Here is a 19,679-nt window from a genome sequence, read left to right on the forward strand (position 1 = left end):
CCCACCCGAAAGACCCCGTCTCTCCCCCCATATACGGGCGCCCGCCGGAATGAGCCCCACCCCGATCGGAGCCAGAGCCATGGAACACCCCGTCCCCCGCGTCGTCGCCACCGAGGCGGCCATTGCACTGATCGATCAGATCAAGGCGCGTCACGGCGCCATCATGTTTCACCAATCGGGAGGCTGCTGCGACGGCTCCTCGCCCATGTGCTATCCACAGGGCGAGTTCATCATTGGGGACCGCGACGTGAAAATGGGCGAGATCGGCGGCGCGCCGTTCTACATGTCCCCCAGCCAGTTCGACTATTGGCAGCATACCCAGCTCATCATCGACGCCATTCCGGGACGAGGCGGCATGTTCAGCCTCGACAACGGCACCGAACAGCGCTTCCTCACCCGCTCGCGCGTCTTCACCGACGCCGAACACGAAAACCGCGCCCCGGTCAGCATCGGCGCAGCGGGCTGAGCCTTCAGGCGCCCACCTTCAGATGCGCCCCCGCATTTGGCTTGGCCTTGCGTAATCGGATACGCATGGCACCGCCGCTGGGTGAGACTATATCGAAGCAATTGGTCTTGCGGACCAGGTCGCTGAGCTTGGCATAGCCATAGCTGCGCGAGTCGAAGTCGGAGGCCAGATTGGCCAATCGATTCCCGACCTCACCAAGATTTGCCCAGCCATCTTCGCTGTCGATCTGAGTGATGGCCTTTTTCAGTATCGGCACGGCCTTGCTGAGCGGATACAGCGGCAGCGGCGCACTTGCAGGCACTGCCTCTTCCGGGCCATGTGGCAGTAGGTTTTCCGTATAGAAGAAGCGACGGCATGACTGCCGGAAGCTTTCGGGAGTTTTCTGTTCGCCGAAGCCGAAGACATCGACACCCTGCTCGCGGATACGGGATGCCAGCCGCGTAAAATCGCTGTCCGACGACACGAGGCAAAAGCCGTCAAACCGCCCGGTGTGAAGCAGGTCCATCGCATCGATGACCAGCGCGATGTCCGAGGCGTTCTTTCCGATCGTATTGGCGAATTGCTGCTGGGCAATGATGGCGTGCTTGGACAGCACCTCCACCCATGACTTGGATCGAGAACTCAAAAAATCGCCATAGATGCGGCGCACACTGGCCTCACCGATCGTGGCAATTTCTTCGAAAAGCCCATCCGCGAACCGCGCCGAAACATTGTCCGCATCGATCAGCACGGCGAGCCGGAGAGAGCGGTTGTTGGTCGGCATTGCAGAGCTCCATCACACCATCGGAGCAGTGTGCTGTCTTGGAGCCGGGCCGGCAACCGGCGCAACGGCGCAAGGTAAACGCTTCCACTACCCTTGGCCTTCGCCGACCCGGGCACTAGTCTCCCGCCAACGGAGACTACTTTCATGACCATCGAGATTATCCAGACCCATCCATTGCTTGCCTCTTGCGAACGGGCGCTGGCCGAGCGCTATGTCGTGCACAAGCTGCATGAAGTGGCGGACAAGGCCGCCTGGCTCTCTGAACACGGCGCGCGCATCCGCGCCCATGCCGGCTCGGGGGTGCAGGCTGAATTGATGGATGCCCTGCCCAATCTCGAAATCATCGCCAGCTTCGGCGTCGGCTATGACAATATCGACATTGCCGGGGCCAGGGCGCGCAATATCCGCGTCACCAATACGCCCGACGTGCTCAATGACGCGGTGGCGGAACTGGCCATCGGGCTGATGATCGCGCTGGCCCGCCGCATTCCGCAGGCGGACCAATATGTGCGGCGGGGCCAGTGGCCCGGCGGCAAATTCGGCCTCTTTTCGGAACTGACCGGCAAGACCCTGGGCATTCTCGGGCTCGGTCGCATCGGCAAGGAAATCGCGGTGCGGGCCCAGGCGATGAAGATGCGCGTGGTCTATCATGGCCGCAGCCCGCAGCAGAACGTGCCTTATATCTTTTATGATACGCTCGAAGACATGGCGCGCGACAGCGACTGGCTGGTCGTCATTGCCCCCGGCGGCAAGGGCACCGATGGCATCGTGTCGCGAAAAGTGCTCGAAGCGCTCGGCCCCAGGGGCGCGCTGGTCAATGTGGCGCGCGGCACGCTGATCGATGAGGCGGCCATGGTCGAATTGCTGGGCAATGGCGGGCTGGGCGGCGCGGCGCTCGATGTCTTCGAAAAAGAACCGCAAGTGCCTCAGGCCCTGCTCGGAATGGACAATGTGGTGCTCTCTCCCCATCAGGGCAGCGCCACGCACCAGACCCGCGACGCCATGGGCGCCCTGCTCGTCGCCAATCTCGAAAGGCATTTTGCCGGCGAGCCGCTGATCAGCGCGGTGACCTAGGCACAGGTTCTGATTGAACCAGGCCGGAGACACAGCGCGCCCCCTCGTTTTTTGCCAGGCTCCCCTGCGCCGGAAACCATTAACAGCGCGGCGCGAACCGGCTAGTTTGGCCGCAATCGAGCCTGCAAGGAGCGGACAAATGACCGAATGGTGGCGCGGCGGAGTGATCTATCAGGTCTATCCGCGCTCGTTTCAGGACAGCAATGGTGACGGCATCGGCGACCTTGCCGGGATCATCGACCGGCTCGATCATATTGCCAGCCTCGGGGTCGATTGCATCTGGCTCTCGCCCATCACCCAGTCGCCGCAGGCCGATATGGGCTATGACGTCTCCGATTACATGCAGGTCGATCCGCTGTTCGGCTCCCTGCAGGATTTCGACCTCCTGATCGAAAAAGCCCATGGCCTGGGCCTCAAGGTCATCATGGACAAGGTGGTCAGCCACACCTCCTCGCAGCATCCATGGTTTCTCGAATCCGCGTTCAGCCGCGACAATGCCAAGGCCGACTGGTATGTCTGGGCCGATGCCAATCCCGACGGCACCCCGCCCAACAATTGGCTGTCGGTCTTTGGCGGTTCCGCCTGGGAATGGCATACGGCGCGCCGGCAATATTACCTGCACAATTTCCTCACCTCCCAGCCCGACCTCAATTTTCACAATCCGGCAGTGCAGGACGCGGTGCTGGAAGTGATGCGCTTCTGGCTCGACCGGGGGCTGGACGGGTTCCGGCTCGACACCGTCAATTACTATTTCCACGACGCGAAACTGCGCTCCAATCCGCCGCTGGCCGAGCTCAAGGGCAAGCCGGTGACCAATCCCTATGACATGCAGAGCCACAAATTCTCCAAGAGCCAGGAGGAGAATGTGGACTGGCTGCGCAAGGTCAGGGCGCTGCTCGACGATTACCCGGACGCCACGACGGTGGGGGAAGTGGGCGACGACGAGCGCGGCCTTGAATTGATGCGCCAATATACGTCGGGCAGCGACCTGCTGCACATGTGCTATTCCTTCGACTTTCTCGGCCCCAAATTCTCCGCCAGCCATTTCCGCTCCAAGGTCGAAGCCTTCTTTTCGGGAGGCGAGACCGGCTGGCCCTGCTGGAGCTTTTCCAATCACGACGTCATCCGCCATATGAGCCGCTGGGCGCCGCACAGCGCCGCACCCGCCGATCTGTCGCGGCAGGCCATTGCGCTGATGCTGACTCTCAAGGGCTCGGCCGGGCTCTATCAGGGCGAGGAACTGGGTCTGCCCGAAGCGGACATTCTCTATGAGGAGCTGACCGATCCGCGCGGCATCCGCTTCTGGCCGGAGGACAAGGGCCGCGATGGCTGCCGCACGCCCATGCCCTGGCATTCGGGCCTGCCCCATGCCGGCTTCACCAATGGCACGCCCTGGCTGCCGATCAAGCACGCGGCGGCGGCGCTCAGCGTCGATGGCCAGAACGCCGATCCGGCCTCGATCCTCAATTATTACCGCGCTATCCTGAGCTGGCGGAAAACCCATCCGGCGCTGCGGATTGGCGACATCGCCTTTTTCGATTGCGACGAGCCGGTGCTGGCCTATGCGCGCAGTGCCGGCAACCAGGATCTGGTCTGCGTCTTCAATCTCTCCCCCGAGCCGCGCAGCGTGGCGCTTTTCGGCGTCGATCTCGTGCTGGAGCCGGTCAGCCACAATGCGCAATTGTCCGGCGCAACGCTGCTGCTCGGCGCCAATGGCTTTGCCATCCTCCCCGCCCCCGCCGGCGAGGGCAGGGTGAGCTACACTTTGACCTAGCGACCCCTGCGCCTCGCGCTCGGTCAGGGGCTCAGGGCGTTACCCGTTCAAGCGAATCGGGGTGGAAGAATTGCATTTCCTCCCCGCCGCCGGGCTTTCTCACATAGGCGCGGATGCAGCCGCCCCACATTTCGACGCTGGTCGCATCGACGCCCATGCGGCGCAGTTCCATGAGGGTGAAGCGGTTCTTCTCCTCCTGGGTAAATTCCCCGCCGATGGAAATGCCGAACGAGACATTGACCCCGGGCCTATGCTGATAGCAGGCGGCGGAGGCCTGGGCGGCCGAGGTCAGCGCGAGGCCGAAGACGAGGGCGGAAAAAGCGCGGATCATCATGGGGCGAACTCCTTTTGCCTTTCCGTGCCGCTCAAATGCGGCTTTCCTGCGCCCGTGCTTCCTGCAAACGCACCAGCACCACCACGGCGGGGATGGCAAAGCTCAGCATCAGCAGGCGCAGCACGTGATGGGCGGCGATGAAGGCGGTATCGTAGCCCAGCGCGATGCCCAGCGCCCCCATGCCTTCGAGCGCGCCGGGCGAAAGGCCCAGCCAGATCTGCCCGAACGGCATGTCCACCAATTGGGCCACGCCCAGCGCCATCAATGTGACGATGGCCAGCGTCATGAAGGTGGCGATGAGCCCGCCCTTGGCGGCGGCGGCGAATTCCTGCCGGGAGATGCCGGCAAAGCGCGAGCCGATCAGCGCCCCGGTGAGAATGAAGGTGATTGTGACCAGCGGCACCGGCATGGCCTCGGTATAGAGCCCGCCCAGCTTGGCCGCCGTCGCAGCCGCCATGGCGCCCAGCACCATGCCGGCCGGCACTTTGAGCCAGATGAAGACCAGCCCGGTCGCCACGCAGGCCAGCGCCAGCAGCGCCAGGGCGGGCAGGGAGAGAAAGGCTTCCGCCTCGGGCGGGGGAAAATGATCGATGGGCAGAAACACCGCGCCGATGGGCACGGCAATTGTCAGCATCAGGATGCGGATCACCTGGATGATGACGATCTGGCGGGCATTGCCGACGCCGGTAGCGGCGATGCCGAGGATGAAGGACAGATGGCCGGGAAAGGAACTGAGATAGGCGGTGCCCGGATCGAGCTTGAACAGCCTGGTCAGCATCCAGCCGGTGGTGGCGACGATGATCACCAGTTCCAGCGTCAGCGCGGCGATGGAAATGGGCCAGCTCGCCAGCAAGGTCAGCGAATTGGGCGCAACGCTGGCGCCCATGCTCATGCCGATCAATACGAAGACCACATCGCGCAGCCGGTCGGGCATGGAGACCGGCAGGCCGAGCATGGCGGCGATGGTCACCCCCAGCGCCCCGCCCATCAGCCAGCCCGCCGGCAGGCCCGCCAGATCCGCCAGCCCGCCGCCGAGCGCGGAAATGGCAAGGGTCAGCAAGGTGGCGACTATAGGATGCTTGAAGGCGGTGGACTGGATCATGTCGCCTTCCCTACGCCCTTGCGCCACAAGCCTCAATCCCCGCTGGCCCAGGCTCCATCGATAGCGCGCACGCACGTCGCAAACTGCAACGCACGCTGAAATCGCGGCTCTTTCTCTCCCTCCCATCAAGTGGGAGGGAGGCGCAGGAACCGACAATCCCGCTACCGTTGCGCCCGAATCTCCTCCGAAACGCGCGGCACCGCGCTACCCGATCGGCAGCGCCATCTCCGCCAGCCGAACCCAATAGCTCACGCCCACGGGAATGGCCTCGTCGTTGAAATCATAGGTATCGGTGTGCAATTCGGTGGAATCGCCATTGCCGATGAAGATATAGGCGCCGGGCCGCTGGTTGAGCATGAAGGAGAAATCCTCGCCGCCCATGGAGGGCGCGGTCTCGGCATCCACCTTGTCGGCCCCGGCCACTTCGCGCGCCACGCTGGCGGCAAAGGCGGTCTGTTCGGGGGCGTTCACCGTCACCGGATAGCCGCGCGCATAGCGGATCGAGGCGCGAGCCCCAAAACTCTGGGCAAATTGAGGCACGAATTCCCCCATCCGGGCCTCGATGAAGTCCTGCACGTTTCCATCGAGCGTGCGCACAGTTCCGGTGATCTTGGCGGTGCGGGAAATGACATTGTCGGCTTCGCCGGCCTCGATCATGGTCACCGACAGCACGGCGCTTTCCAGCGGATCGAGATTGCGCGACACGATGGTCTGGAGCGCTGTGACCAATTGGGCAGCGACGATGATCGGGTCGATGGTCTGCTGCGGGCGCGCCGCGTGGCCGCCCTGCCCCTCGATGTCGATATAAAACCGGTCGGTCGCCGCCATGATGCCGCCGGCGCGGATGCCAAACTGGCCAACCGGCATGCCGGGCCAATTGTGCATGCCATAAATCTCGTCGATGCCGGTGCGCTCGAACAATCCGTCCTCGATCATCACCCTGCCGCCGCCACCGCCCTCCTCGGCGGGCTGGAACACCAGGGCCACGCGCCCGTCGAAATTGCGCGTCTCGGCCAAATATTTGGCGGCGCCCAAAAGCATGGCGGTGTGCCCGTCATGGCCGCAGGCATGCATCTTGCCCGGCACGGTCGAGGCATGAGGCGCGCCGGTCTTTTCGGTCATGGGCAGTGCGTCCATGTCGGCGCGCAGGCCGATGGTCCTGCCGCTTTTATTGCTGCGGCCATGGATGATGCCGACAATGCCGGTCCCTGCCAGCCCGGTGACGATTTCGTCGCAGCCGAATTCCCGGAGCTTGTCGGCGACGAAACCGGCAGTGCGATGCACGTCGAACAGCACTTCGGGATGGGCATGCAGGTCACGCCGCCAGTCGGCGATTTCGGGTTGGAACGCGGCAACGGAATTGAGAATGGGCATAGGCGACCAAAGCAGGTGGGAGAGGCGCCAATCTCTCCGCCCCGAAGCCTCCCGTCAACTGCGGGCCTTTTCCCGCCTCCTTTATTGCCCCGGCCATCCTCGGACTTGATCCGTGGATCGGTGCATCCATCTCCGACGCCGCCCTCGAAAAGGCGCGCGCGCCCCTGCCGCCCATACCCTTGTCAGGCCCGCCGCACAGGGCTAATCCAGACCTGCCCCGATATGGAGGTGAACCATGAGCGATGCGAGCAAACGCGCGGATGAGGAAATCCGCTTCTGCGAGGCCATAATGGCCAAAAGCGGGACCAATGTGCTGCTCGAAACGCTGCGCGACGCCCCCGACCTCACGGCATGGTCGCATTATCCTGAAGGGGATGTGTTCGATCTGGTCAGCGGCGCGCAATATTATTATCACTGCCATTCCCCCGCCGGCGATGCCGAAGAGCATGGGCATTTCCATTGCTTCGTGCGGCCGGAAGGGCGCGAGGGCAAGGTGCATCATCTGGCCGCCATCGGCGTCGACCCCTATGGCAAATTGCTGCGCATCTTCACCGTCAATCATTGGGTGGTCGGCGATGACTGGCTGGAGAGCGAAGCGACCATCCCGCTTCTCGCCCGGTTCGACATCGAGATGGCCCGCCCCTCCTATCTGGTGAACCGCTGGCTGACCGCCATTTTCGTGCGCTACGAGGCCGAAATCGCCGAGCTCATCCGCCAGCGCGATCTGGTGATCGCCGCCCATGCAGCGGGCGATCCTGCCGCCAACAGAGAGGATCGGACGCTGGAAGTGACGTCCGAATTCCGGCCCTGAAGACGCACCGGGTCATTCGTTCCAATCAAATGCGCCGGGCGGAACTGAATTTTTCTCCCTGCGCCTTGTCGGTCCGGCCCCTTTTTGTCATTGAAGCCCCAACCTGACGGAGCTGCTCATGAAAATCCTCGTCGCGGTCAAGCGCGTGGTCGATCACAATGTCCGCATCCGCGTCCGCGCCGATGGTTCGGGCGTCGAGACCAATGGCGTGCGCATGTCGATGAACCCCTTCTGCAAGCACGCGGTCGAGGCGGCGGTGCAATTGGCCGAAGCGGGACAAGCCGCCGAGATCGTCGTGGTGTCCATCGGCCCCAAAACTGCCAATGACGTCATCCTCACCGCCCTCGCCATGGGCGCGCATCGCGGCATCCTGGTCGAGACCGAGGACAATCTCGAAACCCTGGTCATCGCCAAACTGCTGGCCAAGGTGGTGACAGAGGAACAGCCTGACCTCGTATTGCTGGGCAAGCAGGCCGTGGATGACGACAGCAATCATGTCGGCCAGATGCTCGCCGCCCTCACCGAGCGTCCGCAGGCCACCTTCGCCTCCGAAATCAGAGTCGATGGCGATAGTCTCGAAGTCACCCGCGAGGTCGATTACGGGCGCGAGACCATCGCCTTGCCCCTCCCTGCCATCGTCACCGCCGATCTGCGCCTCAACACGCCACGCAACGCCGCCCTGCCCATGGTGATGAAGGCGCGCTCCAAGCCGCTGACGGTTCGCGCCGCCAGTGACCTCGGCGTCGATCTCGCCCCGCGTCTCAGCGTTGAAAACATATCCCCGCCGCCCGAGCGTGTGGCAGGACAGGTGATCGGCTCGGTGTCCGAACTCGCCGCCCTCATTGCCGCCGACGTCAATGCGATGGAGGCGATCTGATGAGCGTCCTGGTTCTCGCCGAAGTCGACAATGGCGTGCTCTCGCCCTCCACCGCCCGCATCGTGCAGGCGGCCAGCCAGCTTGGTCCCCTCGATATTCTCGTGCCCGGTTCCGCCGAGGCGGCGGCAGCCGCTGCCGCCCTTTCGCCTGTGCGCAAGGTGCTGCGAAGTGCTGACAATGCGTTGGCGGATGCCCTTGCCGAGGTGCTGTTTTCGCTGGCTCCGGGATACGAATATGTGGTTTCGGGAGCCTCCAGCGCGGGAAAAGACGTGATGCCGCGCCTCGCTGCCCGGCTCGACATCCAGCCCGTTACCGACATTGTCGCCATTGACGGCGACAATCACTTCACCCGTCCCATCTATGCCGGCAATGCGCTGGAAACCCTGTTCGACGGACAGGCGCAGCATGTCCTCACCTTCCGCGCCTCGGCTTTCCCGCCAGCGGCTATCGGCAATGCGGCTCCGGTGGAAGTGCTTGAACATCCAGTCATTTCCGCCGCCCGCTTCATCGCCGCTCATCGCAGTGCGGACGATGTCATTGATCTCGCGACCGCCCAGATCGTTGTTGGCGGCGGCGTGTCGTTCCGCTCGGCGGAGGGGTTCCAGCTCATTGAAAAGCTTGGCAAAATCCTCGGCGCCGCCATTGGCGCCACCCGCGCCGCCGTCGATGCCGGCTATGCTCCCAATGACTGGCAGGTCGGCCAGACCGGCAAGATCATCGCCCCCGACCTCTATATCGCCATCGGCATTTCCGGCGCGCTCCAGCATCTGGCCGGCATTCAGGGTGCGAAAAAGATCATCGCCATCAATTCCGACCCCGAGGCGCCGATCGCCAAGATCGCCGATGTGGCGCTGATCGGCGATCTCTTTGAAATCGTTCCACAATTAACCGCAGAACTGGAAAAAATGGGCATAAAACGCTAGGCCCGTCCCCGCTCTGTTTCGTTTGCAAAAATCCTCATCCGGCCTATAAAGGCCCCGCATTCCACCGGACTCCCAGACCATGTTCGAATCCCTCACCAAGGCCCCCGGCGACAAGATTTTGGCGCTTATGGGTGAATATGCTGCCGACCAGCGCTCCACCAAGATCGACCTCGGCGTCGGCGTCTATAAGGACGAAAAAGGCGTCACCCCGGTGATGACCTCGGTGCGCAAGGCCGAAGAGCGGATTCTTTCCAACGAGAAAACAAAGACTTATCTCGGCATTGCCGGCAATAAGGGCTATGGCAGCGCCGTGCTCGATCTCGTGCTGGCCGACAGCGTCGATCGCTCCCGCGTGCGCATTGCCCAGGCCCCGGGCGGCACCGGTTCGCTCTGGGTTTTGATGCAGCTGATCAACCGCGCCCGCCCCGGCGCGACCGTGCATGTCTCGGACCCGACCTGGGCCAATCACAATCCGATCGCGCTCAATTCCGGCCTCAAGGTCGCAACCTATCCCTATTTCGAGCCGGCGACGCGCGGCGTCAAGTTCGAGCAAATGCTTGCCGCGCTTGATAAAATGGGCCCCGGCGATGTCGTGCTGCTGCATGGCTGCTGCCACAATCCGACCGGCGCCAACCTCACCAATGCGCAATGGGATCAGGTGGCGGCGAGCCTGGTGCGCACCGGCGCCCTGCCCTTTATCGACCTGGCCTATCTCGGTTTCGGCGACGGCATCGAGCCCGACGCCTATGGGACGCGCAAAATTCTATCCTCGGTGCCCGAAGCTCTGATAGCTTTCTCGGGCTCGAAGAATTTCGGTCTCTATCGCGAACGTGTCGGCGCCGCCATCCTGATGGCCCGCGATGCCGATGAGGCCGACGTTACTAATTCGCAGCTCCTCAACATCATTCGCGGCGCCTATTCGCAGCCGCCCGATCACGGCGCGGAAATCATCCGCACTATTCTCGAGGACGCGTCCTTGCGCGCCGAATGGGAGAGTGAGCTGGAATCTATGCGTAACCGCATGATTTCATTGCGGAAAAAACTTTCTGACGCCATCCGCGAGCGCTCCAATTCCACCGATTTCGACTTCGTGGCCGACCATCGCGGCATGTTTTCGCTGCTGGGCCTGTCCAACGATGCCGTCGAGCATCTTAAAGCCGCAAACGGGGTCTATATGACCGGGGATAGCCGCATCAATGTCGCCGGCATCCCGGAAGATCGCGTCGGCGATCTGGCGGACGCGTTTCTGGCTGCCATCGCCCGGGCCTGAGGCTTGCGGCCCGGCGCCGCCATGATACATCTTGGCCGATCCGGCCAATGGAACCAGATTTTCAGGAGGAAACGATGAAGTTTTTCGTCGATACTGCAGACACCGCCGCCATTCAGGAGCTCAACGATGCCGGGCTCATCAATGGTGTGACGACGAACCCGTCGCTGATCGCCAAGTCGGGCCGTGACTTCAAGGAAGTCATCAAGGAAATCTGCGACATCACCCCCGATCCGGTCTCGGCCGAAGTCGCGAGCCTTGAATATGACGGCATGGTCGCCGAGGGCGAGCATCTGGCCAAGATCGCCAAGAACGTGGTCATCAAGCTGCCGTTGACGCTCAACGGCCTCAAGGCGACCAAGCATTTCCACGACAAGGGCATCGCGACCAATGTGACGCTGTGCTTCTCGGCCAATCAGGCCCTGCTCGCCGCCAAGGCCGGCGCCACCTATATCTCGCCCTTTATCGGCCGGCTCGATGACATCAATCTCGATGGCATGGAACTGATCGAAAATATCCGCACCATTTACGACAATTACCAGTTCGAGACGCAGATTCTGGCCGCCTCGATCCGTTCGGCCAATCACGTGACCCAGGCTGCGCTGGCCGGCGCCGACGTCGCCACCATCCCGCCCGACGTGATCAAGAAGCTGGCCCTGCACCCGCTGACCGACAAAGGCATTGAGGGTTTCCTCAAGGATTGGAAGGCCACCGGCCAGTCGATCCTCTAACAGTCGACACAACGAAAATCTCAGGGTCGCTTGTCGAACCTTGAGGCGCAACAAAGACCTCGCCCTTCGACAAGTTCAAGGGTGAGGTCTTCTTTTTCAGGGACCGCGCCATGGCCGACAGCGACCTTTCCGCCCAGATCAAGACCGCCCTCGCCGATGTGGAAATCCCCGGCGGCGGCGATCTGGCAGGCTATGCCGGACTTTCCGAGATCATCGTCACCCCCGGCGCCATCGCCTTTGCCATTGCCGTCGCCAGCGGCATGGAAGCCGCCTTCGGTCCGGCGCGGGACGAGGCGCACAAGGTAGCGACCCGGCTTGGCGGCAATCGCAAGGTGATGGTCTCCATCACCGCCGAAAAATCCAGCGGCCCCAAATTCGGCCATGGCTCGGCCACCCCGCAGCGCAAAACAAGGGTGGACGGGGTCAAGCGCATCATCGCCGTGGGCTCGGGCAAGGGTGGGGTCGGCAAGTCCACCACGGCGGTCAATCTGGCGCTGGGGCTGGCTGCCGAGGGCCTCCGGGTCGGTCTGCTCGACGCCGACCTCTATGGCCCCTCTCTTCCGAAACTGCTGGGCATTGAGGGCCGCACCGCCATTCGCGACGATGGTATCTTCAAGCCGCACGAGGCTCATGGATTGAAGGTCATGTCGATCGGCTCGATGCTGGTGCCCGGACAGGCCGTGGTCTGGCGCGGCCCCATGGCCACGTCCGGCCTCCGGCAATTGCTGCGCGAAACCGCTTGGGACGGGCTGGACGTGCTGGTCATCGACCTGCCGCCCGGCACCGGAGACATCCATATCGCCCTGTTCCAGCAGACCATCATCGACGGCGTGGTCATCGTATCGACACCTCAGGATCTGGCCCTGATCGACGCGCAGAAGGCCATCGACATGTTGCGGCGCATGAACGTTCCTGTGCTCGGTCTCGTTGAAAACATGAGCTATTTCATCGCGCCCGATACCGGCAAGCGCTACGACATCTTCGGTTCCGGCGGGGCCGAGCGGGCGGCGGAAAATCTTGAAATCCCGTTTCTGGGCGCCATTCCGCTGGTCATGTCCATCCGCGAAAGTTCCGATGCGGGCGTGCCTCCTCTGGTCAGCGCGCCGGATGGCGCCGAGGCCCGCGCCTATCGCGCCATCGCCCAGAACCTCATCGCCCGCGTTCCGTAAAACAAAATCCACGTGACGTACGTAAAGCTTTTAAATCGATTGCTGAAATCGATTGCATAACAACTTCCGGCGGTGGTATCCGGCTCGCACGATTGGGCCGGACGCCCACAGGGAGTGGATATGTTCTCATTTGACCGCCGGGATTTCGGTCCCGATTTTACCTTTGGCGTCGCCACCGCCGCCTATCAGATCGAGGGCGGGCAAGGCCATGGGCGTGGGCCATCCATCTGGGATACGTTCTCGGCCACCCCCGGCAATGTCCATAATGGCGATACCGGCCTTCATGCCTGCAATCACTACGAGCTTTGGCCCGCCGATCTCGACCTCATCCGCGATGGCGGCTTCGATGCCTATCGCTTTTCCTTCGCCTGGCCTCGCCTCATCCCGCAAGGCACCGGCGCCATCAATATCGAAGGCGTCGATTTCTACGACCGCCTGATCGACGGCATGTTGGAGCGCGGCATCAAGCCCTATGCCACGCTCTATCACTGGGATCTGCCATCCACCTTGCAGGATCGCGGCGGCTGGATGAACCGCGACATTGCTCATTGGTTTGCCGATTACGCCACCTTGATCGCGCAGAAATTCGGTGATCGCCTGGCCGCCACCGCCACCATAAACGAGCCGTGGTGCGTCGCCTTCCTCAGCCATTTCCTGGGCGTACATGCGCCGGGCTATCGCGACTTGCGCGCCACCGCCCGCGCCATGCATCACGTGCTGTTCGCCCATGGCCAGGCCATTGACGCGCTGCGCGCCGAAGGCACCAAGAATCTCGGCATCGTGCTCAATCTGGAAAAATCCGAACCGATGACCCAAAGCGCGGACGATATCGCCGCCTGCAATTTCGGCGATGCGGCCTTCAATCGCTGGTATCTCGATGGGCTCTTCAAGGGCCGCTATCCCAAAGAAATGACCGAATGGCTGGCCCCTTACCTGCCGGAGAATTATCAGGCCGACATGGAGGTGGTGTCGCGTCCGCTCGATTGGCTGGGCATCAATTACTACACCCGTGGCCTCTACAGGGCCTCCAATGTTCCGGGCATGCCGGTCGAGCAGGTCAAGGGTCCGCTGGAATTGACCGACATTGGCTGGGAAATCTATCCGCAAGGGCTCTCGGACCTGCTGGTCCGCGTCTCCAATGACTATACCAAGATCCCGCTCTATGTGACCGAGAACGGCATGGCCGAGGTCGAGGGCGAGGACGACCCGCGCCGCGTCAAATACTATGACGACCACCTCAAGGCCGTGCTGGCCGCCCGCGAGGCCGGAGCCGATGTGCGCGGCTATTTCGCCTGGTCACTGCTCGACAATTACGAATGGGCGGAAGGCTATAATAAGCGCTTCGGGCTGGTTCATGTCGATTACGAGACCCAGCAGCGCACCCCCAAGGCGAGCTATCGCTCCTTTCAGGGGCTGTTGCACAATACGCGCTGACATGTCCTGCGGGCGTGGCCGCTTCTATGGCCGCCACGCCTCATAGGGGCCACCGGCAATCATCGCCCAATAGAGCTTGCCGGAATTGGTGCGGGCAAAGGCCAGGCCGAATTCGAGGAATTTCGGCGATAGAAGCGTATTGCGATGACCCTGCGAATTCAGCCAGCCATCGATGGTTTCGGGCAGGGTCTTGTAGCCCTTGGCCAGATTTTCACCGACGGCGAGAAGATAACCGGCCTCCGATACCCGCTGACGCAGCGTCACGCCCAGATCGTGGCTGAGCTTGTCCTGGCGCGCCATTAGCCGGGCCTGGGACCGCGCTGCGGCTTCGAGCGCCGCGTTATACGTCCATGCGGGCGCGCCATTGGCGCTGCGCACCGCATTGATGGTGCTGACGATCTGTTCGCGCGTCAGGTCTTCTGGACGGTCCGACATCTTGGCCGGCAGAGGCGGCATGGTGGACGCACAGGCGGCGAGCAGGCCGGTGGCGCCAAGTGCAAGAAAGGCGCGGCGCGAATAATGAGGCATGAAGGGCTTCCGCGGGAATTCAGGCCTGATCATAGGCGCTGAGCAGGTGCGGTAATATAGCAAGATCGGCGGTGATGGAATTGCCCGCCGTCAAATCCCAACAGGCGCTCAGCCCCGCATGCGCGGCGGCAAAACCCAGAATGCGCTTGCGGTTGAGGCCCAGCCGCGACGAAAAAGTATCGGCCATGGCATTGATGCGCTTGGGATCGGCGGCCAGCTTCACCGCGCCATAGGGATTGCGGAAGGCGTTGGCGAGTTCGTAATGCGGATCCCCGATCAGCCCCTTGGGATCGATGGCCAGCCAGCCCCGGTCGGAGGAGAGGATATTGTCGTGGTGCAGGTCGCCATGCAGGGGAATGGCCGGCATGGGCTTGTCGAACAGGTTCAGCGCAATGCCGGAGGCGCGGGCATAGAGGTCGCGGGCGGTATGCGGCCAGGCGCGGATATCGGCCTGGAACAAGGCCTCGAAGCGCTCCCGCAATGGTTGCAAGTCATCCGGCCGGTCGGGCCGAGGTCGGTGGAGATTGGCGACCAGACTGGCCAGGGCAGCGGTCGCCTCGTCATCGCGGCCATTGCGCGCCGGCGCCCCCAGGGTCGGCCCGCCGAGCCATTCCATGAAAATGGTATCTCCATGGATGTCGAAAACGGTCGCGGCGCCGTCTCCGGCATAATATTGCAGCAACCGCCCGCCCCTGCCCTCTTCTGCCGCGGCCAGTGGCTTGAGGATTTTGAGGGCACCGAAATTGCGGCCATTCTGCTCGACCTTGAAAATCCAGCTGCGGGGCGTCTCGGCCACCGCGGTGGATTTGGTCAGCGACCAGCGGATCAGGGCGCGGCTCAGCGCAGTTTCGATGGGAGACTGATTCATCATGGCGCCATTAGACCAGAAGCCGGGCCGGGATTCGACGGATGGCGCGCAAAGGTGATGAAAGTGGGGCGGAAACCGCCCCTATTCGATCCTGTATGCGTCCTTGGCAGCCTGATAGCTGAGGTGAATGGCAATGTCCCGCGCCGATGACTTCGAGATCCGGTTTTCGCCCACCCAGCGGCCGAGGAAGCCGCAGACTTCGCGGCGCCAGACATCGTGGCGCGCGGGAATGGACAATAGCGCCCGCGTGTCGTCATTGAAGCCAGCCAGATTGTAGAAGCCCGCCGTTTCCACCACCTGATCGAGATAGCGGCGAATGCCTTGCGGGCTGTCATGGAACCACCAGGGCGGGCCGATCATCAACGAAGGCCAATAGCCGGCCATCGGCGCCATTTCGCGCGCATAAGTGGTTTCGTCGAGCCCGAACATGATGAGCCGCAGATTGGGCTCATTGCCGCAGCGGGAAAGCAATGCCTGCAGCCCGCCGACATAATCGGTAGGGCCGGGAATATCGGCCCCTAGATCGGCCCCGCGCTCCGCAAAAAGCTGCGGATCGGTGTTGCGGCGCGAACCGGCATGGATTTGCATGACCATGCCGTCCTCAACCGACAGCAAGGCCATTTCGGTCAGCATCTGCGCCCGGAACAGTTCGGCGTCCTGCGCATCGTGCCGGCCGGAGAGGATCTTGTCGAGGAGGGCCTGCTTTTCCACCAGCGGCAGATCAGCTGTATTGGCCGTCGGCACGCCATGATCGGTGGCGACGGCGCCGAAGCGGCGAAAATATTCACGGCGCTTGCGGTGGGCATTGATAAGGCCGTCCCACTTGCCAACGTTCTCGCCGGTCAGATCGCCGAACCGATGGAGGTTTTCGACAATCGCGGGGCGGCCCGGATCGGTGACATCGTCGGGCCGATAGGTGGTGCGGACGCGGCCGATATAGTGATCGGTCTCCATCTTCTGGTGGTGGACCAGGGGATCGAGCGCGAATTCGGTGGTGGCGATCACCTCGACATCGAAGCGGTCGAGAATGGCGCGCGGCAGCAGGTCGGGTGCAGCGAGCCTGGCGTCGATCGCATCATAGATACGGTCGGCAGTTTGGGCAGAAAGCTCCTCGTCAATGCCAAAGACGACATGGAGCGAATGATCGATCCAGGTTTTCGAGGGCGTGCCGGCAAAGAGATAATAGTTTTCGGCAAAGAGCCGCCACGCCTTGCGCCCGTCGCTTTCAACCGGCTTTGCGTCCCTGCGGGCAATGCCGAGCGCATCATAGGAAATGCCCCGGCTCTTGAGCATTCGCAACACGTAATGATCGGGCGTCAGAAACAGGGCCGTGGGATTGGCGAAGCGCCCATTGTCCGCGAACCAGGAGGGATCGGTATGGCCATGTGGGCTGACGATAGGCAAGTCCCGGACCGCCGGATAAAGATCGCGCGCGATGGATCGCGCCGGCTCGGATGCGGGGAACAGGCGATCAGGATGCAGATGGGATGGCTGGGTCATGGCGCGTTTGTGCCACGGCCGCGACCGCGTTTCAATATCTTCCATACAAGATGCGCGCATTTCGTATTTGAACTAAATTAACCGCGTTTGCAGGCCTTGGTTCACCCCCTCGCGTCAAGCGCATAGCCTTGCTGCCGAGAGGGTAAGAAAAACGGCCCTTATGAAGGCGGCTGCCCAGTGACGTCCGGCTCTATTGCCGGCTTGTGTGCGGAGGCAACATGGCCAATATCGACCTCAACGATCACTCTGAAATGGCGGCGATCCGCCTGGTGGCGCGCCGCGGCAATCACGCATATCGGGCCCGGGTCATGCTGGTGGCGGCAGGGCTCGCAACACTTGGTATTCTGTCGGTGGCGGGAGCGCTATTGACCTGGATGCTCTGAAAGCAGGTCCGGTCTTACCTGCCCTTGAATTGATGCCATGCCGACCTATCTAAACTGCAAGGAAGCGGCGAAGCCCCCCAACGCCCTTCCCTCAAGCTCGACAATGTCGACGCGCTGGCCCCGCCCTCCCTCGGACGCCAGATGCTCACAGTCGCAGCGCAAGCCCGGATGCCGGCTCCCTCCCCGGTATCCGGGCTTTTTCGTTTGCAGGTGCAGATGAAGGCCAAACGGATCGGTCTCCACTCCTCACGCGCGACCCGCGCCTGCTCCTCCCGAAACGCGGTTTGCCCCTCGACCTCGCAGGCATGAAATCATCCATGCCGTCGCGCGAAAAAACTGCGCGGCGTTGATCATCCGGATAGGAGAAAAAAATGGAGGAAAGTGGTGCCCAGAGCCGGAGCACGCAAATCTAATAAACCCAAATAGTTAGCCCGCTTATGATGCCCTGGCCGACGCGGGCGAGCCTGTCACCGAAGAGGAATGGCGAGCGGCGTATGATGCCAACAAAGAGGAAGGCATGAAGCCCGCGACTCATCGCATGCGGTTCTCCCGGTCAAGAAAAGACCTCGAAACCAAGGGTCTCATTCGGAAGGATGCAGACGGACTTTGGTCTGTAAGAGGCGAGTGTAACGTAACCGCGTAACGTAACAGTTCTCTATTTTGTTACGTTTCGTTTTCTCAACGGACTATGGCGCGCAGGCGTAACAGCGCAACGTGTAACAACCCCCTTCTCTAGAAGGGGTGTTACGTTACGTTCGTCTGTCGCGCTGGTGCCCGTCCGATTTCGGGAGTCCACAGGTTGGTTGCCGATCATCCTCGCTGTGGTGGACGCTACGCCAAAAAATCCGCACCACGACCATGGCAAGGCTGCGATCTACTACGGCGTCGACGGCTATCCGATTGAGTGATTGGCCGTGGACCAATGTTTCACGCGCCTGACCGGCGGGTCACAACAACCGATAAGAAAAATACTCGCTCATTAGTGTCACAAGATGAAATTCGTGTCGAACCTTGACCCGAAATTTTTCGAGAGGGTGGAAACTCGACGCTAGTGGCCGCCACGCACCGTCGCGCTCCCAAACTGTTAGCGCTAATACAGGTTTTTGCCTCGCGTACGCGCGAGCGCGAGAGAGGGGGCCAGCAGAGTCTGACGAGCCGTCATCCGCAGCACCAGCCGCCAAGCCACGCGCAACTAAATCGGCATGTTTGATTTTCTCGAAATCAAAAATCCGTCCGACACGTCAGCCGATTTCTTTCTTTTCGCACCGTTCACCCACATATTTCTTTTGTACTCACCCCAGCCACGCGCTGGGGCTTTTTGTTTCCCCCAATGCCGGAGACCGCGATGCAGCCTGCTCAAGATCCGCGTTACGAATATTGCAGCGATGGTTCGATCCATCGCGTACGCCTGAAGTCCGCCCCCAATCCACTTCGCTGCTTCGTTCGCCCTCATGGGCTGGGCGATCACCCCTCCATTTGGAAGGCTGCCAATGACCATGGTCGCGCGGTTGAGCCTGAAATGAAACGTAGGCAGTTCGCCCGGATCGCGCGTAGCCAGTATCACGGCGGATTCACCGACGCGCCAGCCAATGACAACCAGGCCTGGCCCCTGCTCAAGTTGCTGCGGCAGGATGGAAAAAGTGAACTAATTGCCGTGGCCGAACGTTATCGTCGGACACACGATTCCGGACAGACTCAGATGATGGGCACGGCTAACCCCCGCGACCTTTTCGTGGTACCCAAATATGGAAAGGCCGACGACCCCGACAACCGGACACGGGGCGCCTTGGAGACCTCGCACACCGCGGGCGAGCCCACAGGTGGCAAGGTACAGCGCGAAACCGGACAGGTCGCTGACGCCCGCCAGAAGGCAGCCGCGCCGAATCCGGTTCACCGATCAACCAGCCGCGTCCGCACCGATAATACCGAAAGCATTCTGGTTGCCTCGATCGATGCGCGGCGCGACCTTGCGAGGCTGCGAGCTGCGCTGGGGCCGCTGGTCGGGCCATTCGAGGAAGCCGTTCTTGATGGCGAGACGCTGTCTGATATCGGCGCTGTCCGTGGCATCGGCCAGCATGCCGGCGGTGCGGGGAAGCTTGTTGTGATGATGGGGCTAGAAGCGGTTCAGGCCGAGTTCTGCCGTATGGATCGCGAGAAAAGATTGCGCGGCCTATTGTTCCCCGTCAGCGCCCATGGCACAGATTGAGGGTTGAGCTTTAAGGAGTGTTTTGGTCTCGTCGTCTGACGAAGGAACCAAGATGACTGCTAAATCCCCGAGCACCAAAAAGCCTGCCGAGCAGG

The 19,679-nt window shown here is 62.1% G+C and carries 19 protein-coding genes; 12 read left to right on the forward strand and 7 right to left on the reverse strand.

The window, feature by feature from the left end; all coding sequences use genetic code 11:
• The first annotated feature begins 79 nt into the window (after window positions 1-79).
• Window positions 80-466, forward strand: a complete 387-nt coding sequence (locus H0482_RS12900) for a DUF779 domain-containing protein (RefSeq protein WP_193730466.1) — start codon at window positions 80-82, stop codon at window positions 464-466.
• A gap of 4 nt (window positions 467-470) precedes the next feature.
• Here H0482_RS12900 and H0482_RS12905 read toward each other — a convergent pair whose 3' ends face one another.
• Window positions 471-1,229 (reverse strand): NYN domain-containing protein, encoded by a 759-nt coding sequence (locus H0482_RS12905; RefSeq protein WP_193730467.1) that lies wholly within the window; start codon window positions 1,227-1,229, stop codon window positions 471-473.
• Window positions 1,230-1,373: 144 nt separating this feature from the next.
• Between H0482_RS12905 and H0482_RS12910 the strand changes: the two genes are divergently transcribed.
• Window positions 1,374-2,303 (forward strand): 2-hydroxyacid dehydrogenase, encoded by a 930-nt coding sequence (locus H0482_RS12910; RefSeq protein WP_193730468.1) that lies wholly within the window; start codon window positions 1,374-1,376, stop codon window positions 2,301-2,303.
• Window positions 2,304-2,442: 139 nt separating this feature from the next.
• The gene (locus H0482_RS12915; protein WP_193730469.1) at window positions 2,443-4,077 is read left to right on the forward strand and encodes an alpha-glucosidase; all 1,635 of its coding nucleotides are present in this window, start codon (window positions 2,443-2,445) and stop codon (window positions 4,075-4,077) included.
• Between the two features lie 31 nt (window positions 4,078-4,108).
• Here H0482_RS12915 and H0482_RS12920 read toward each other — a convergent pair whose 3' ends face one another.
• From H0482_RS12920 to H0482_RS12930, 3 genes are all read right to left on the reverse strand, one after another.
• Complete coding sequence (locus tag H0482_RS12920) at window positions 4,109-4,411, reverse strand: hypothetical protein (protein ID WP_193730470.1); 303 nt, start codon at window positions 4,409-4,411, stop codon at window positions 4,109-4,111.
• 31 nt (window positions 4,412-4,442) lie between these two features.
• A complete protein-coding gene (locus H0482_RS12925; RefSeq protein ID WP_193730471.1) occupies window positions 4,443-5,513 on the reverse strand; it encodes an AbrB family transcriptional regulator in 1,071 nt (356 codons plus the stop codon).
• Between the two features lie 204 nt (window positions 5,514-5,717).
• Complete coding sequence (locus H0482_RS12930; protein ID WP_193730472.1) at window positions 5,718-6,887, reverse strand: M20 aminoacylase family protein; 1,170 nt, start codon at window positions 6,885-6,887, stop codon at window positions 5,718-5,720.
• 235 nt (window positions 6,888-7,122) lie between these two features.
• On the opposite strand from H0482_RS12930, the gene H0482_RS12935 reads away from it, so the two are divergent.
• From H0482_RS12935 to H0482_RS12965, 7 genes are all read left to right on the forward strand, one after another.
• Window positions 7,123-7,698: a DUF6969 family protein gene (locus H0482_RS12935; RefSeq protein ID WP_193730473.1), complete on the forward strand. Its 576-nt coding sequence runs from the start codon at window positions 7,123-7,125 to the stop codon at window positions 7,696-7,698.
• Between the two features lie 118 nt (window positions 7,699-7,816).
• Window positions 7,817-8,575: an electron transfer flavoprotein subunit beta/FixA family protein gene (locus H0482_RS12940; protein ID WP_193730474.1), complete on the forward strand. Its 759-nt coding sequence runs from the start codon at window positions 7,817-7,819 to the stop codon at window positions 8,573-8,575.
• On the forward strand, window positions 8,575-9,498 hold the full coding sequence (locus H0482_RS12945; protein ID WP_193730475.1) for an electron transfer flavoprotein subunit alpha/FixB family protein: 924 nt from the start codon (window positions 8,575-8,577) through the stop codon (window positions 9,496-9,498). The genes H0482_RS12940 and H0482_RS12945 overlap by 1 nt, the downstream gene beginning before the upstream one ends.
• 79 nt (window positions 9,499-9,577) lie before the next feature.
• Complete coding sequence (locus tag H0482_RS12950) at window positions 9,578-10,768, forward strand: amino acid aminotransferase (protein WP_193730476.1); 1,191 nt, start codon at window positions 9,578-9,580, stop codon at window positions 10,766-10,768.
• A 74-nt stretch (window positions 10,769-10,842) separates the two neighbouring features.
• Window positions 10,843-11,496, forward strand: a complete 654-nt coding sequence (gene fsa, locus H0482_RS12955) for a fructose-6-phosphate aldolase (protein WP_193730477.1) — start codon at window positions 10,843-10,845, stop codon at window positions 11,494-11,496.
• 110 nt (window positions 11,497-11,606) lie between these two features.
• Entirely contained in the window at window positions 11,607-12,665 is a 1,059-nt protein-coding gene (locus tag H0482_RS12960; protein WP_193730478.1) for an Mrp/NBP35 family ATP-binding protein, read from the forward strand.
• Between the two features lie 120 nt (window positions 12,666-12,785).
• Window positions 12,786-14,099, forward strand: a complete 1,314-nt coding sequence (locus H0482_RS12965) for a GH1 family beta-glucosidase (RefSeq protein ID WP_193730479.1) — start codon at window positions 12,786-12,788, stop codon at window positions 14,097-14,099.
• A gap of 24 nt (window positions 14,100-14,123) precedes the next feature.
• On the opposite strand, the gene H0482_RS12970 is transcribed toward H0482_RS12965, so the two are convergent.
• The 3 genes from H0482_RS12970 to uxaC form a co-directional block, all read right to left on the reverse strand.
• Window positions 14,124-14,627, reverse strand: coding sequence for a CAP domain-containing protein (locus H0482_RS12970; protein WP_193730480.1), 504 nt, complete (start codon window positions 14,625-14,627; stop codon window positions 14,124-14,126).
• A gap of 19 nt (window positions 14,628-14,646) precedes the next feature.
• Window positions 14,647-15,495 carry an aminoglycoside phosphotransferase family protein gene (locus H0482_RS12975; RefSeq protein ID WP_193730481.1) on the reverse strand — a complete coding sequence of 283 codons (849 nt, stop codon included), beginning with the start codon at window positions 15,493-15,495 and terminating at the stop codon, window positions 14,647-14,649.
• Between the two features lie 81 nt (window positions 15,496-15,576).
• Window positions 15,577-16,995 carry a glucuronate isomerase gene (uxaC, locus tag H0482_RS12980; RefSeq protein ID WP_193730482.1) on the reverse strand — a complete coding sequence of 473 codons (1,419 nt, stop codon included), beginning with the start codon at window positions 16,993-16,995 and terminating at the stop codon, window positions 15,577-15,579.
• Between the two features lie 218 nt (window positions 16,996-17,213).
• Between uxaC and H0482_RS12985 the strand changes: the two genes are divergently transcribed.
• The gene (locus H0482_RS12985; protein ID WP_193730483.1) at window positions 17,214-17,378 is read left to right on the forward strand and encodes a hypothetical protein; all 165 of its coding nucleotides are present in this window, start codon (window positions 17,214-17,216) and stop codon (window positions 17,376-17,378) included.
• Between the two features lie 1,345 nt (window positions 17,379-18,723).
• Window positions 18,724-19,584: a hypothetical protein gene (locus tag H0482_RS12990; RefSeq protein ID WP_193730484.1), complete on the forward strand. Its 861-nt coding sequence runs from the start codon at window positions 18,724-18,726 to the stop codon at window positions 19,582-19,584.
• The last annotated feature ends 95 nt before the right edge of the window (window positions 19,585-19,679 follow it).

The organism is Devosia faecipullorum (genome assembly GCF_015158295.1).
Taxonomy (GTDB): Bacteria; Pseudomonadota; Alphaproteobacteria; order Rhizobiales; family Devosiaceae; genus Devosia; species Devosia faecipullorum.

What these genes read in the sequence shown, in the direction of transcription:
- H0482_RS12935 (WP_193730473.1), top strand. Translation starts at nt 7,123, where the DNA reads ATGAGCGATGCGAGCAAACGCGCGGATGAGGAAATCCGCTTCTGCGAG.
- H0482_RS12925 (WP_193730471.1), bottom strand. Translation starts at nt 5,513, where the DNA reads ATGATCCAGTCCACCGCCTTCAAGCATCCTATAGTCGCCACCTTGCTG.
- H0482_RS12910 (WP_193730468.1), top strand. Translation starts at nt 1,374, where the DNA reads ATGACCATCGAGATTATCCAGACCCATCCATTGCTTGCCTCTTGCGAA.
- H0482_RS12905 (WP_193730467.1), bottom strand. Translation starts at nt 1,229, where the DNA reads ATGCCGACCAACAACCGCTCTCTCCGGCTCGCCGTGCTGATCGATGCG.
- H0482_RS12965 (WP_193730479.1), top strand. Translation starts at nt 12,786, where the DNA reads ATGTTCTCATTTGACCGCCGGGATTTCGGTCCCGATTTTACCTTTGGC.
- H0482_RS12975 (WP_193730481.1), bottom strand. Translation starts at nt 15,495, where the DNA reads ATGAATCAGTCTCCCATCGAAACTGCGCTGAGCCGCGCCCTGATCCGC.
- H0482_RS12985 (WP_193730483.1), top strand. Translation starts at nt 17,214, where the DNA reads ATGGCCAATATCGACCTCAACGATCACTCTGAAATGGCGGCGATCCGC.
- H0482_RS12915 (WP_193730469.1), top strand. Translation starts at nt 2,443, where the DNA reads ATGACCGAATGGTGGCGCGGCGGAGTGATCTATCAGGTCTATCCGCGC.
- H0482_RS12990 (WP_193730484.1), top strand. Translation starts at nt 18,724, where the DNA reads ATGCAGCCTGCTCAAGATCCGCGTTACGAATATTGCAGCGATGGTTCG.
- H0482_RS12950 (WP_193730476.1), top strand. Translation starts at nt 9,578, where the DNA reads ATGTTCGAATCCCTCACCAAGGCCCCCGGCGACAAGATTTTGGCGCTT.
- H0482_RS12900 (WP_193730466.1), top strand. Translation starts at nt 80, where the DNA reads ATGGAACACCCCGTCCCCCGCGTCGTCGCCACCGAGGCGGCCATTGCA.
- H0482_RS12970 (WP_193730480.1), bottom strand. Translation starts at nt 14,627, where the DNA reads ATGCCTCATTATTCGCGCCGCGCCTTTCTTGCACTTGGCGCCACCGGC.
- H0482_RS12945 (WP_193730475.1), top strand. Translation starts at nt 8,575, where the DNA reads ATGAGCGTCCTGGTTCTCGCCGAAGTCGACAATGGCGTGCTCTCGCCC.
- H0482_RS12930 (WP_193730472.1), bottom strand. Translation starts at nt 6,887, where the DNA reads ATGCCCATTCTCAATTCCGTTGCCGCGTTCCAACCCGAAATCGCCGAC.
- H0482_RS12940 (WP_193730474.1), top strand. Translation starts at nt 7,817, where the DNA reads ATGAAAATCCTCGTCGCGGTCAAGCGCGTGGTCGATCACAATGTCCGC.
- H0482_RS12960 (WP_193730478.1), top strand. Translation starts at nt 11,607, where the DNA reads ATGGCCGACAGCGACCTTTCCGCCCAGATCAAGACCGCCCTCGCCGAT.
- fsa (WP_193730477.1), top strand. Translation starts at nt 10,843, where the DNA reads ATGAAGTTTTTCGTCGATACTGCAGACACCGCCGCCATTCAGGAGCTC.
- H0482_RS12920 (WP_193730470.1), bottom strand. Translation starts at nt 4,411, where the DNA reads ATGATGATCCGCGCTTTTTCCGCCCTCGTCTTCGGCCTCGCGCTGACC.
- uxaC (WP_193730482.1), bottom strand. Translation starts at nt 16,995, where the DNA reads ATGACCCAGCCATCCCATCTGCATCCTGATCGCCTGTTCCCCGCATCC.